This is a genomic window from Pseudomonas sp. B19125, assembly GCF_044218855.1.
GTDB classification, from domain to species: domain Bacteria; phylum Pseudomonadota; class Gammaproteobacteria; order Pseudomonadales; family Pseudomonadaceae; genus Aquipseudomonas; species Aquipseudomonas edaphica.
Genome location: NZ_CP162589.1, coordinates 858,692 through 871,734 on the forward strand (window position 1 = coordinate 858,692; position 13,043 = coordinate 871,734).

Here is a 13,043-nt window from a genome sequence, read left to right on the forward strand (position 1 = left end):
CCGGCGCCGACCAATGTAGTGGGGAAAACCATGGCACGCGTTCTGATCGTCGACGATTCGCCGACTGAAATGTACAAACTCACCGGCATGCTGGAAAAGCACGGCCACGTGGTGCTCAAGGCCGAAAACGGCGCGGACGGCGTGGCCCTGGCCCGCCAGGAAAAACCCGACGCCGTGCTGATGGACATCGTGATGCCGGGCCTCAACGGCTTCCAGGCTACCCGCCAACTGTCCAAGGAGCCGGAAACCAACGGCATTCCGATCATCATCATCACCACCAAGGATCAGGAAACCGACAAAATCTGGGGCGCGCGCCAGGGTGCCAAGGATTACCTGACCAAGCCTGTGGACGAAGACACCCTGATCGCCACCTTGAACAAGGTGCTGGCCGGCTAAAGGCTCGCGATCATGACCGAGTCGCAAACCGCCTTCGAGCTGCTGCTGGACATCGACCGCCGCTGCCGCCTGCTGGCCGCCGACCTGCCGTCCCAGGAAGCTCGCCTGCAACGCTGGAGCGGGATCGGCTTTCGCCTGGGGCCACACTGGTACGTGGCGCCGATGGGCGAAGTCGCCGAAGTGCTGCATGAGCCGCGTTGCACCTTGATGCCCGGCGTCAAGCCGTGGGTCAAGGGCGTGGCCAACCTGCGTGGGCGTTTGCTGCCGGTGATGGACTTGGGCGGCTTTCTTGGCCTTGAATTGTCCAAGGCACGCAAGCAACGGCGGGTGCTGGTGGTCGAGTACAACGACCTGTTTGTCGGGCTGCTGGTAGACGAGGTGGTGGGCATGCAGCATTTCGCACAAGACGCTTTGTTGACCAGCGCCGCACCCGGCGCGCCGTTTATCCTCGGCCAGTTCGACGGCGACCCGCTGTGGCAGGTCTTCAGCCCCTTCGCTCTGGCCCAGGCCCCAGGCTTCATGGATGTTGCCGCATGACCACCGTCACCACGCCCAAACCCCAGGCCGCATCGCGCAGCCGCTCACAGATCATCGTGCTGTTTATTGCGCTGATCGTGTTCATCATGCTGTTGTTCGCCAACTTCGCGTACCTCAACACTCAGTCCACCTATGACAAGCAGTACATCGGCCACGCCGGTGAGCTGCGTGTGCTGTCCCAACGCATCGCCAAAAACGCCACCGAGGCCGCTGCCGGCAAGGCCGCCGCGTTCAAATTGCTGGGCGATGCGCGCAACGACTTTGCCCAGCGCTGGGGCTACCTGAAAAAAGGTGATACCGAAACCGGCCTGCCCGCCGCGCCCAGTGCGGTTCGTGCGGAAATGCGCGCGGTGCAGACCGACTGGGAAGCGCTGCTGAAAAACACCGACGCGATTCTCGCCAGCGAACAAACCGTGTTGTCCCTGCATCAAGTGGCCGCGACCCTCGCCGAAACCGTGCCGCAATTGCAGATGGAATCGGAAAAGGTCGTCGATATCCTGCTGCAACGTGGCGCACCGGCCAGCCAGGTAGCGTTGGCTCAACGCCAATCGCTGTTGGCCGAACGTATTCTCGGCGCGGTCAACACCGTGCTGGCGGGCGACGAAACCGCCGTGCAAGCCGCCGATGCCTTTGGCCGCGATGCCAGCCGCTTCGGTGTGGTGCTCAACGGCATGCTCAATGGCAACCCGGGCTTGCGCATTACCCAGGTCGAAGACCATGACGCGCGCGCGCGGCTGGCGGAAATTTCGGAGCTGTTCGAGTTTGTCTCCGGCTCCGTGGATGAAATCCTCGAAACCTCGCCGCAGCTGTTCCAGGTACGGGCCTCGGCGAGCAATATCTTCAACCTGTCGCAAACCCTGCTCGATGAGGCCTCGCACCTGGCCACCGGTTTTGAAAACCTCGCCAGCGGGCGAAGTTTCGACACCATTGGTGGCTACGTGCTGGGTTTGCTGGCACTGGCCTCGATCATTCTGATCGGCCTGGTGATGGTGCGCGAAACCAACCGCCAACTGCATGAAACCGCCGAGAAGAACGAGCGCAATCAGAACGCGATCATGCGCCTGCTCGATGAAATCGAAGACCTGGCCGATGGCGACCTCACCGTGACCGCCTCGGTCACCGAGGACTTCACCGGCACCATCGCCGACTCCATCAACTACTCCGTCGACCAACTGCGCGATCTGGTCGCGACCATCAACCTCACCGCCGGGCAAGTGGCCGGTGCGGTGCAGGACACCCAGGCCACCGCCATGCACCTGGCCCAGGCTTCGGAGCATCAAGCCCAGCAGATCGCCGAAGCCTCCACGGCGATCAACCAGATGGCCCAGTCCATCGATCAAGTGTCGGCCAACGCCGCCGAATCTTCGGCCGTGGCGGAGCGCTCGGTGGAAATCGCCAACAAGGGCAACGAGGTGGTGCACAACACCATCCATGGCATGGACAACATCCGCGAACAGATCCAGGACACCGCCAAGCGCATCAAACGCCTGGGCGAATCTTCCCAGGAGATTGGCGATATCGTCAGCCTGATCGACGACATTGCCGACCAGACCAACATCCTCGCCCTCAACGCCGCCATCCAGGCGAGCATGGCCGGTGACGCCGGGCGCGGTTTTGCGGTGGTGGCCGACGAAGTACAGCGGCTGGCCGAGCGCTCATCCGCCGCCACCCGGCAAATCGAAACCCTGGTGCGGGCGATTCAGGCCGACACCAACGAAGCGGTTATCTCCATGGAACAAACCACCACCGAAGTGGTGCGTGGCGCACGGCTGGCCCAGGACGCCGGGGTGGCGTTGGAAGAGATCGAAGGCGTGTCGAAAACCCTGGCGGCGTTGATTCAGAGCATCTCCAATGCGGCGCAGCAACAGACCTCATCGGCGGGGCAGATTTCGCTGACGATGAATGTGATTCAGCAGATCACCACGCAGACGTCGTCGGGTTCTACGGCCACGGCGGAGAGCATCGGCAATTTGGCAAAAATGGCCAGCCAGTTGCGCCGGTCGGTGTCGGGTTTCACCCTGCCGCCGCCTAAACAGGCCGATGATTGAAATGCTATCTGATGTGGGAGCTGGCTTGCCTGCGATAGCGGTGGGTCAGTTGCACAGGTATCACCTGACAGTCCGCCATCGCAGGCAAGCCAGCTCCCACAGGTGATCTCGATTGTTCTTGGCAACACCAGCAACTCATAAATTTTAAGCGGAGCAGTTATGGTTGATCGGCACGACTACGTGGCCCTTGAATGGGTCAAGGGCGACATTGCCGAAACCCTGAAGCAGGCCCGTTCGGCGCTGGATGCGTTTGTCGAAACCCATGACAGCGACGCCATCGCCGAGTGCCTGGCCGCCATCCACCAAGTGCATGGCGCGCTGCAAATGGTCGAGTTCTACGGTGCGGCGTTGCTCGCCGAAGAAATCGAAGAATTGACCCTGGCCCTGCAAGCCGAGCGCGTCGGCCAGCGCGATGAAAGCATCCGCCTGCTGCAACAAGCCCTCAGCCAATTGCCCTTGTATCTGGACCGCGTACACAGCGCCCGCCGCGACCTGCCGCTGGTGGTGTTGCCGCTGCTCAACGACCTGCGCAGCGCCCGCGGCGAAAGCCTGTTGTCGGAAACCAGTCTGTTCAGCCCACAGCTCTTGTCGATTGCACCGCTGCCCGACGAAGCCCTGGCCCAGCGCGCAGTGCCAGAACTGCACGAACAATTGCACCAGTGGCACAAATTGCTCCAACAAGCCTTGGCTGGCCTGCTGCGCGAAGACCATGGCCCGAGCAACCTGGAAGACATGGCGCGGGTGTTTGCGCGCCTCGAAGCGCTGTGCCAGGGCGCGCCGCTGTTGCCGTTGTGGCAAGTCACCTCGGCGCTGGTCGAAGGCATGCTCACCGGCGTGATCGCCAACAGCCCGGCGCTGCGCAGCCTGCTCAAGGCCAGCGACAAGCAACTCAAGCGCCTGCTGGCCCAGGGCATCGGCGGTATCAACCAGCCGGCGCCCGACGAACTGCTCAAGAGCCTGCTGTTTTATGTGGCCAAGGTCACTCGTCCGACGCCGCGCATGCAAAGTCTCAAGGAACGCTACGGCCTGGATGAGGCCTTGCCCGACAGTGCCGTGGTCGATGCCGAACGGGCGCGGCTGGCGGGACCGGATCGCAATGCCATGGGGTCGGTGCTTGGCGCATTGTGTGAGGAACTGGTGCGGGTCAAGGAGCGCCTCGACTTGTTCGTGCGCAGCGACCGCCAACACACCGACGACCTGGATGCGCTGCTGGCGCCATTGCGGCAGATCGCCGATACCTTGGCCGTGCTGGGTTTCGGCCAGCCGCGCAAGGTGATCATCGACCAGCTCGCCGTGGTGTTGAGCCTGGTGCAAGGTCACCGCGAACCCAACGACGCCGTACTGATGGACGTCGCCGGCGCCTTGCTCTATGTCGAGGCCACGCTGGCCGGCATGGTCGGCACCGTCGAACCGGAAAGCCGCGAAGAAAGCCGCCTGCCCACCACCGACCTGACGCAGATTCATCAACTGGTGATCCGCGAGTCCTGCCAATGCCTGCGCCAAGCCAAAGAGTTGGTGATCGACTGCATTGAAGCCGACTGGGACCGCCAACGCCTGGAATCCCTGCCGGAGCTGCTCAGCCAGGTGCGCGGCGCCTTGGCGATGATTCCACTGCCCCGCGCAGCGAGCCTTATGCGGGGTTGCACCGATTACGTCGACGAACAGTTGATGGTCAACGACGCGCCGCCGACCCAGGCGCAGTTGGCGCATTTCGCCGACGTGATCAGCAGCCTTGAGTATTACCTGGAACGCATGCTCCAGGACCCTGACGCCGCTGGCGAACGCGTGCTGGAACTGGCCACCCAAGGCTTGGCCGCGCTCGGTTACCTGCCCGCCGAAAAGCCCTGGCGTCAGGCGCTGGTTGCGCCGGATGGCGCATTGTCGGCCGACAGCACGCCGAGCCAGTCCCAGTTCGATGCCTTGGCCAGCCCGATCACGCGCCTGAATCCGCCGGCGCTGCATCGCCCCGGCAGTTTGCTGCCGCCGCCGGCCGATGAAGAACCCATCGACGATGAGCTGCGCGAAGTCTTCCTCGAAGAAACCGACGAAGTCCTCGACGTGCTACACCGCCATCTGCCCAACAGCGCCGACAAAACTGCTCAAGGCGAAATGCGCCGGGCTTTTCACACGCTCAAAGGCAGCGGCCGCATGGTCCGTGCCCTGGTGCTGGCCGAACTGGCCTGGGCGGTGGAAAACCTGCTCAATCGCGTGCTCGAGCGCAGCGTGGCCCTCAGCTCCGATGTGCAACACGTACTGGATGAAGCGGTGGCCCTGCTGCCCGAATTGATCGCCGACTTCGCCACCGACGACCAACACCAGCGCGATGAAGTCGACGCCCTGGCCGCCCGTGCCCATGCCCTGGCCAGTGGCACTGCAACAGCCACCGCCGAGCCGCACGACCCAATGCTGCTGGAGATCTTCCGCAACGAAGCCCAGAGCCACCTGGAGAGCATCAACCGCTTCCTGCAACAGGCCGCCGAGCATGTGCCGCTGCAAGTCAGCGATGAGCTGCAACGTGCCCTGCACACCCTCAAAGGCAGTGCCTACATGGCCGGTGTGCTGCCGATTGCCGAACTGGCGCGGCCGCTGGATCACCTGACCCGCGAATACAAGGCCCACCGCCTGCCGCTGGACCTGGACGAAGTGGAGCTGTTGCTGGAAGCCGAAGGCTTGTTCCAGCGCGGCCTGCACCAACTGGACAGTGACCCGCTGGTGCCAATCAAGGGCGCGCCGGACCTGATCAGCCGCACTCAAAGCCTGCTCGACCAACAACTGCAAGCCTTGCTCGACGCGCCGAACACGGGCCTGCGTATCAAACGCGACCCGCAGTTGATCGCCAACTTCCTGGCCCAAGGCATGGACATTCTGCTCGACGCCGAAAGCCTGTTGCGCCGCTGGCAGCAGCACCCCGGTGAGCGTCAGGAACTCACCGCACTGCTGGACGAGTTGACCACCTTGGGCGAGGGCGCGCATATCGCCGACCTGCACAGCATCGACGAACTCTGTGAAGCTTTGCTTGACCTGTACGGGGCGGTGGAGGAGAGCAGCCTGGCGGTCAGCGAGCGGTTTTTCCAAGAAGCCGAACAGGCCCATGACGCGCTGATCAACATGCTCGACCAGTTGGCTGCGGGGCAGGAAATCAGCCCGGCGCCGGCGCGGGTGCAGGCCCTGCGCGAATTGCTCGATGAAGCCCTCGACCCGTCGGCCACCGGTCTGATCAAAAGCGACGGCAGTCGTGCCCTCAGCATCGCTGAATTGGGCGCGGCCACGGCGCAGTTGAACCAGGACACGGCAATGGACGATGAGATCGTCGAGATTTTCCTCGAAGAAGCCGTGGACATCCTCGACAGCGCCGGCCAGTCGCTCAAACGTTGGCTGCTGGAGCCCGGCAGCGCAGCGCCGTTGTCTTCGTTGCAGCGCGACTTGCACACCCTCAAGGGTGGCGCGCGCATGGCCGAAATCGGCCCGATTGGCGACCTGGCCCATGAGCTGGAAGGCCTCTACGAAGGCCTGGTAGACCGCCGTTACAGCTACTCCACCGAGTTGTCCCAAGTGTTGATGGCCAGTCACGAGCGGCTGGCCTTGCAACTGGATCAACTGCAAGACCAGCAACCGCTGAGTGACTCCAGCGACTTGATCGCGCAACTGCGCGAGTTGCGCCACAGCAGCACGCCCGCAGCCGCGGCCACAGCACCCGAAGTGGCGACCGCCGACCCCGAGTTGCTGGAAATTTTCCTCGAAGAAGCCGCCGATATTCTCGACAGCTCCGGCAGCGCGCTGGTGCGTTGGCAGGCCGAGCCGAACAATCGCCAGGAAGTGGAAACCCTGCTGCGCGACCTGCACACCCTCAAGGGCGGTGCACGCATGGTCGAGATCGGGCCGATTGGCGATCTGGCCCATGAGCTGGAGTTTCTCTACGAAGGGCTGTCCGCTGGTTTGCTCGCGCCGTCGCCGGAACTGTTTTCGCTGCTGCAAGGTTGCCACGACCGCTTGGCGCAGATGATCGACGCGGTGGCAGACGGTTTACCGGTGGGCTCGGTGGACAAGCTGATCGAGCGGATCAAGAGCCTGGTACACCCGAGCGATGAGCCGCTGGCGCCGGTTGCACTGCCCGCCGGTAAGGCCGAAGCGGCTATGGACCCGGCTGCGGACATGGTGAAAATCTCCGCCGACTTGCTCGATGACCTGGTCAACCTGGCCGGTGAAACCTCGATTTTCCGGGGGCGCATCGAGCAGCAGGTCAACGATGCGCGCACGGCCCTCAGCGAGGTCGAAACCACTATCGAGCGCATGCGCGACCAACTGCGCCGCCTCGACAGCGAAACCCAGGGTCGTATCCTCAGCCGCCAGCAAGCCGAGGCCGAGCGCCTGGGTTATGAAGAGTTTGACCCGCTGGAAATGGACCGCCATTCGCAGTTGCAGCAACTGTCCCGTGCGCTGTCCGAGTCCGCTTCCGACCTGCTGGACCTCAAGGAAACCCTCGACCGCCGCAACCAGGATGCGCACAACCTGTTGCAGCAACAGGCGCGCATCAACACCGAGTTGCAAGAAGGCCTGATGCGCACGCGCATGGTGCCGTTTGAGCGCATGCTGCCGCGCCTCAAGCGCATCGTGCGGCAGGTGGCAGAGGAATTGGGCAAGGACGTGGAGTTCGTGGTTGGCAATGCCGAAGGCGAGATGGACCGCAACGTGCTCGAACGCATGGTCGCGCCGCTGGAACACATGCTGCGCAACGCCGTCGACCATGGCCTGGAGTCGCGCGAAGCACGTGTGCTGGCGGGCAAACCGGAAAAGGGTCGTATCACCCTGGACCTGACCCACGAAGGCGGCGATATCGTGTTCGATATGCGCGACGACGGCGCCGGCGTGCCGCTGGACGCAGTGCGGCGCAAGGCGATCAAGCGCGGCCTGCTCGACCCCCATCAAGAGATCAGCGACCGCGACGTGTTGCAGTTTATCCTGCAGCCGGGTTTTTCGACGGCGGAAAAGATCACCCAGATATCCGGACGCGGCGTGGGCATGGACGTGGTGCACGAAGAAGTGCGCCAGCTTGGCGGCTCGATGGTGATTGACTCCACGCCCGGTGCGGGCGTGCACTTTCGCATTCGCCTGCCGTTTACCGTGTCGGTTAACCGGGCGCTGATGGTGCAGTGCGCGGACGATCAATATGCGATCCCGCTCAACACCATTGAAGGCGTGGTGCGTGTGCTGCCCCACGAGTTGGCTGGGCACTATCAGCAAGACCCGCCGCGCTATGAATATGGCGGCCAGCGTTATGAGTTGTTCTACCTTGGCGACCTGCTGCATACCGTCAGCCGCCCGAAATTGCTCGGCCAATACCAGCCCGTGCCGGTGCTGCTGGTGCAATGCAACGAGCGGCGCGTGGCGGTGCATGTGGATGCCATGGCCGGTACTCGGGAGATTGTAGTGAAGGGCCTGGGGCCGCAGTTCGCGGGCGTGCAGGGGCTGTCCGGCGCGACCATCCTGGGTGATGGCCGCGTGGTGCTGATCATCGATCTGCTTGCGCACATCCGGGCACGTCAACCCGTGTCGCCGGCCCAGGCGGTTGACGCGCCGCTGATCCTCAACGACCCGCTGAAAAAACGCCCGCTGCTGGTGCTGGTGGTGGACGATTCGGTCACCGTGCGCAAAGTTACCAGCCGCCTGTTGGAGCGCAACGGCATGAACGTGCTCACCGCCAAAGACGGCATCGACGCCATCGCCGTACTCGAAGAGCACACCCCGGACCTGATGCTGCTCGACATCGAAATGCCGCGCATGGACGGCTTCGAGGTGGCGATTCAGGTGCGTAACGACCCACGGCTGATGCGGCTGCCGATCATCATGATCACCTCGCGCACCGGCCAGAAACACCGCGACCGTGCCATGGCCATCGGCGTCAACGACTACCTCGGCAAGCCGTACCAGGAGTCGGTGCTGCTGGAAAGCATCGCCTACTGGAGCAAGTCCCATGCTTGACCACCGCACCAGCCAACTCACTGGCCTGTTGTTGCCCTTGGCTGACCGCCATCTGCTGCTGCCCAATGTGGCCGTGGCCGAGCTGATCGACTTCCAGCGCGGCGAACCAGCCAGCGATGCGCCGCCGTGGTACCTGCGGCAAGTGACCTGGCGTGACCGGCAAATACCCCTGATCAGCTTTGAAGCGGTGTGCGGCGAGGCGATCTTGACCGCCGAGCGCTCGCGCATCGTGGTGCTGAATGCGCTGGGCGGGCGGCCGACGTTGAAGTTTATTGCGCTGGTGATCCAGGGCATTCCCCGCTCGTACAAGCTCGACAGCGAATTGAGCTACGTGGACGTGCCACTCTGCCCGCTGGAACTCGCGGCCGTGCAGGTGGGCGAGCACGTGGCGAAGGTGCCGGATTTGATGGGGTTGGAAGCGTTGTTGGTCGAGTCCGGCCTGGCCTGACGGCGATGATCGTTCCCACGCTCCGCGTGGGCATGCATCCCGTGACGCTGGTCTTGAGTCTTGTGCTGCCTGGCGGGACGCGGAGCGTCCCAGGCGGCATTCCCACGCGGAGCGTGGGAACGATCCAAATGGCAGAGCTGAGTCAGCTGTTGGTCGACAGAGCACTGGAACACGTCAGCCCTGCCTGAGTAGTCCCAAAAGGGGACTGCTATCTAACTAGCATCACCGAACACATGTGGGAGCTGGCTTGCCTGCGATAGCAGACTGTCAGCCGACACCTTCGTAGCTGACCCACCGCCATCGCAGGCAAGCCAGCTCCCACAGGGGCTCTGTGCGGCAGCCTGAAAGTAGCCGCAGGTCGCGGATTACTTGAGATGATCGTTCCCACGCTCCGCGTGGGCATGCATCCCGTGACGCTCCGCGTCACCCTTGCGCTGGTCTTGAGTCTTGTGCTGCCTGGCGGGACGCGGAGCGTCCCAGGCGGCATTCCCACGCAGAGCGTGGGAACGATCCAAATGGCAGAGCTGAGTCAGCTGTTGGTCGACAGAGCACTGGAACACGTCAGCCCTGCCTGAGTAGTCCCAAAAGGGGACTGCTATCTAACTAGCATCACCGAACACATGTGGGAGCTGGCTTGCCTGCGATAGCAGACTGTCAGCCGACACCTTCGTAGCTGACCCACCGCCATCGCAGGCAAGCCAGCTCCCACAGGGGCTCTGTGCGGCAGCCTGAAAGTAGCCGCAGGTCGGGGATGACTTGATCGTTCCCAAAAAGGGACCTATCGTTCCCTTTTTGGGACTCTTTGGCCGCTGCCATGCAAACCTTGCCGCTTAGCACCGCACTCTTCACCAACACCCAGCAAAAAGTGCTGGGCCTGCTGTTCGGCAAGCCTGGTCAAAGTTTCTACACCAATGAAATCGCACGCTCGGCTCAAGTGGGCAAAGGCAGCCTCACCCGCGAGCTGGAGCGTTTGCAGTTGGCGGGCATCTTGAGCATGACGCGCCAAGGCAATCAGACCCACTACCAGGCTAATCCCCAATGCCCGATTTACTCGGAGTTGTTGGCCATCGTGCGCAAGACCCTCAGTCTGGACGAACCCTTGCGCAATGCATTGGCACCGTTCGCGGAGCAGATAACCTGGGCCTTTATCTACGGCTCCATCGCCAAGGGCGAGGCGCACTCATCCAGTGACATAGATCTGATGCTGATCGGCCAAAGCCTCAACTACAGTGAAGTCATGGAACAGCTCATGCCGCTGGAAGAGCAACTGGGCCGCACCATCAACCCGACGCTTTACACCCCTGACGACTGGACCAGCAAATGGAATGCCGGGAACAGTTTTGTGCAGCGGGTCGTGCAGCAGGACAAGATCAATCTGATGGGGGGCAACCCTCAGGAGTCCATGGATGGACAGCAAGGCAAACCTGGAGAACCTGCAACGTAGCGGTGGCTTGAAGGCTGAGCCGCCGGATCGCAAAGAGTGTGATGGGCTGATGCGCTCGGCGCGAGATCGGTTGAGGGATGCAGGTAACCCGCAATTAGCCTTCGCCAGTCGTTTCGACTTGGCATACAACGCCGCCCACGCTATCTCGCTCACAGCTCTGCGCCTGCGCGGTTATCGCTCGGACAAACGCTATTTGGTTTTTCAATGCCTGATCCACACCGTCGACGCGAACAAGGTGCAGGTGAGGTTATTGGCGCTGTGTCATGAGCGCCGCAACCTGGCGGAATATGAAGGATATATGGATGAGGATGAGGCGTTGCTTGGACAGTTGATGGACGGCGCGACGATGCTGCTGGGCAAAGTGGAAGAAGTGTTGGCTATTCATCGGTGGGAATGACGCGAGTCCTCGCAGCACCGTCAATCCAATGTGGGAGCTGGCTTGACTAAAAATTGTTTTTGATGACCGTATCTTTTCGCCGTTTCGGATCTGCTAATGATGCGGATTGACCGCTCACATGTCGGAATGGGATGGAGTTGCTGTAGGTCAGTTCTGCATTTGGATTAAGCGGGTTTTCAGGCCTGAGGGGAGTGGCTAGTTTCTGAGCTCCTCACTGCCTGCAAGGATCCGCAAATGGCTGTTCCGCTAATGCCGCCGGATGTTTCAATTTTTGAAAACATGGCGATTTCTCGATGTAAACGCACCCACCTCAAACCCGGCTCGGCATTCGCCTATTCCTGGTTTTACTCCCAGGTTCGGGCAGCCGGACCTTGGAACTACAAGAAGAGAGGGAGCGAGTACGAAGCGTTTGGTAACTTCAATTACGGCGCTACGGGGACAGTGTTGGGCATTCCCGAGCACGTATTACTGCGAGCTGCCGGCGTGGCGCAAACTGTTGCAAAAACGACACTCCCGGATTTCGGTACATGGTGGGGCGGTGAGCCTTTTGGTGATGATCCACGGGACCAATATTGGATAAGAAGAGGGATTGAATATGCAATTTCCCAAGGCCACTAAACGCCTCGGACCGTTATTGCGCAATTGCCTGCTCATCGTCTGCCTTCTCTATATCGGCGCCAGTTGGATCATGTCTGCCGGAGCACCGGATCTGGATGAAGTGGTGTTGAAGCATTCCTTGGGCAACGGCACCTCCATCTACGGTGCTCGAGACGGTCAGGGTGGAGCGACGGTGGGTTTTTCCTATAGGTACTACGTCCATGAGGATTTGGGGAGTGATCAGGAAATACTCGCCGCATTGGTGTCTGCTCATCCTTTTCTGAAAACAAAAAAACCTGAAGTTCAGGTGAGTGATGAGGGAAGCGCTCTACTTCTTCATATTCAAGGAGAGGTCTACGAGTACCACAGCTTTGCACTGGAAGGCTTGGGGTCGGTTAAGGTGGTGATGGCGCTTTGATGGGCCAGCCTTCGGAATTTTCCTGCAAGATTTCGAGCTGTGCGTGAACTTGTTGTGGGTAGTCATGGCGGCTAGTCTTCGTCTCGTCATCGAAAAACGATGACACGGACGTGCAAGTCCGACGAAACTGTTTAGGCGTACAAACGCCCAGCCAACCACGGGCGTTTTTTGTGCTCGCTGCTTTATGGCGGCTGCGCGCAGGAGGTCTTCGGACCTGCTGGGTGTCCTAAACAGGCCCGGTCTTGCACACCTGCGCACGGTCGCCACCCTCATTCGCGTGCAAGCGAACGGTGGCGCTCCTTACTAACTGTTTAGGAGCTTCATCATGATCAAACCTACCCCTAATCCGCCCCTCTTCACCGTAAACCCCCACCAAAACACCGAAGCTCTACTGGCCAATGCCAGCGAAACCCTGTGCTCCCTCAACGCACTGACCTGCCACTTGGCCTTCGACCTGGACCCCGCCCAGCGCGCGAGCATGTTGGCGATTCAGCAAATGGCAGAGCTGAGTCAACTGTTGGTCGATAGAGCACTGGAACAAGTCAGCCCTGCCTAATCGGTCTCTGATTGGAACCGCTATCTAACACACACCACCGAACACATGTGGGAGCTGGCTTGCCTGCGATAGCGGACTGTCAGTCGACACCTTCACAGCTGACCCACCGCCATCGCAGGCAAGCCAGCTCCCACCTTTGATTTTCATTTGGCTTGAATCCAGCATTCACTGATGTTCCGTTACTCCAACCGTAACGATCCACCGCCGGGCTTGATTGATGCCC

The 13,043-nt window shown here is 61.4% G+C and carries 10 protein-coding genes; all 10 read left to right on the forward strand.

All coding sequences use genetic code 11. The features are described 5' to 3' along the window. Nucleotides 1-30: 30 nt before the first annotated feature. The 10 genes from pilH (at nucleotide 31) to AB4P96_RS03885 (ending at nucleotide 12,820) form a co-directional block, all read left to right on the forward strand. Nucleotides 31-396, forward strand: coding sequence for a twitching motility response regulator PilH (gene pilH, locus AB4P96_RS03840; protein ID WP_017139442.1), 366 nt, complete (start codon nucleotides 31-33; stop codon nucleotides 394-396). 12 nt (nucleotides 397-408) lie between these two features. Then, nucleotides 409-933 carry a chemotaxis protein CheW gene (locus AB4P96_RS03845; protein WP_017139441.1) on the forward strand — a complete coding sequence of 175 codons (525 nt, stop codon included), beginning with the start codon at nucleotides 409-411 and terminating at the stop codon, nucleotides 931-933. After that, on the forward strand, nucleotides 930-2,981 hold the full coding sequence (locus AB4P96_RS03850) for a methyl-accepting chemotaxis protein (protein ID WP_017139440.1): 2,052 nt from the start codon (nucleotides 930-932) through the stop codon (nucleotides 2,979-2,981). The genes AB4P96_RS03845 and AB4P96_RS03850 overlap by 4 nt, the downstream gene beginning before the upstream one ends. 159 nt (nucleotides 2,982-3,140) lie before the next feature. Beyond that, complete coding sequence (locus AB4P96_RS03855) at nucleotides 3,141-8,960, forward strand: Hpt domain-containing protein (RefSeq protein ID WP_395600515.1); 5,820 nt, start codon at nucleotides 3,141-3,143, stop codon at nucleotides 8,958-8,960. Beyond that, the gene (locus AB4P96_RS03860; protein WP_017139437.1) at nucleotides 8,953-9,408 is read left to right on the forward strand and encodes a chemotaxis protein CheW; all 456 of its coding nucleotides are present in this window, start codon (nucleotides 8,953-8,955) and stop codon (nucleotides 9,406-9,408) included. The genes AB4P96_RS03855 and AB4P96_RS03860 overlap by 8 nt, the downstream gene beginning before the upstream one ends. An 814-nt stretch (nucleotides 9,409-10,222) precedes the next feature. Next, nucleotides 10,223-10,852 (forward strand): nucleotidyltransferase domain-containing protein, encoded by a 630-nt coding sequence (locus tag AB4P96_RS03865; RefSeq protein WP_169987570.1) that lies wholly within the window; start codon nucleotides 10,223-10,225, stop codon nucleotides 10,850-10,852. After that, nucleotides 10,815-11,249 (forward strand): hypothetical protein, encoded by a 435-nt coding sequence (locus AB4P96_RS03870; RefSeq protein ID WP_169987568.1) that lies wholly within the window; start codon nucleotides 10,815-10,817, stop codon nucleotides 11,247-11,249. Before AB4P96_RS03865 ends, AB4P96_RS03870 begins: the two co-directional genes overlap by 38 nt. A 234-nt stretch (nucleotides 11,250-11,483) precedes the next feature. After that, nucleotides 11,484-11,867 (forward strand): polymorphic toxin type 44 domain-containing protein, encoded by a 384-nt coding sequence (locus tag AB4P96_RS03875; RefSeq protein ID WP_169987566.1) that lies wholly within the window; start codon nucleotides 11,484-11,486, stop codon nucleotides 11,865-11,867. Continuing rightward, the gene (locus tag AB4P96_RS03880) at nucleotides 11,845-12,264 is read left to right on the forward strand and encodes a hypothetical protein (protein WP_186617008.1); all 420 of its coding nucleotides are present in this window, start codon (nucleotides 11,845-11,847) and stop codon (nucleotides 12,262-12,264) included. Before AB4P96_RS03875 ends, AB4P96_RS03880 begins: the two co-directional genes overlap by 23 nt. Nucleotides 12,265-12,589: 325 nt before the next feature. Continuing rightward, a complete protein-coding gene (locus tag AB4P96_RS03885) occupies nucleotides 12,590-12,820 on the forward strand; it encodes a DUF6124 family protein (RefSeq protein WP_169987562.1) in 231 nt (76 codons plus the stop codon). The last annotated feature ends 223 nt before the right edge of the window (nucleotides 12,821-13,043 follow it).

What these genes read in the sequence shown, in the direction of transcription:
- AB4P96_RS03875 (WP_169987566.1), top strand. Translation starts at nt 11,484, where the DNA reads ATGGCTGTTCCGCTAATGCCGCCGGATGTTTCAATTTTTGAAAACATG.
- AB4P96_RS03870 (WP_169987568.1), top strand. Translation starts at nt 10,815, where the DNA reads ATGGACAGCAAGGCAAACCTGGAGAACCTGCAACGTAGCGGTGGCTTG.
- AB4P96_RS03885 (WP_169987562.1), top strand. Translation starts at nt 12,590, where the DNA reads ATGATCAAACCTACCCCTAATCCGCCCCTCTTCACCGTAAACCCCCAC.
- AB4P96_RS03880 (WP_186617008.1), top strand. Translation starts at nt 11,845, where the DNA reads ATGCAATTTCCCAAGGCCACTAAACGCCTCGGACCGTTATTGCGCAAT.
- AB4P96_RS03845 (WP_017139441.1), top strand. Translation starts at nt 409, where the DNA reads ATGACCGAGTCGCAAACCGCCTTCGAGCTGCTGCTGGACATCGACCGC.
- AB4P96_RS03850 (WP_017139440.1), top strand. Translation starts at nt 930, where the DNA reads ATGACCACCGTCACCACGCCCAAACCCCAGGCCGCATCGCGCAGCCGC.
- AB4P96_RS03855 (WP_395600515.1), top strand. Translation starts at nt 3,141, where the DNA reads ATGGTTGATCGGCACGACTACGTGGCCCTTGAATGGGTCAAGGGCGAC.
- AB4P96_RS03860 (WP_017139437.1), top strand. Translation starts at nt 8,953, where the DNA reads ATGCTTGACCACCGCACCAGCCAACTCACTGGCCTGTTGTTGCCCTTG.
- AB4P96_RS03865 (WP_169987570.1), top strand. Translation starts at nt 10,223, where the DNA reads ATGCAAACCTTGCCGCTTAGCACCGCACTCTTCACCAACACCCAGCAA.
- pilH (WP_017139442.1), top strand. Translation starts at nt 31, where the DNA reads ATGGCACGCGTTCTGATCGTCGACGATTCGCCGACTGAAATGTACAAA.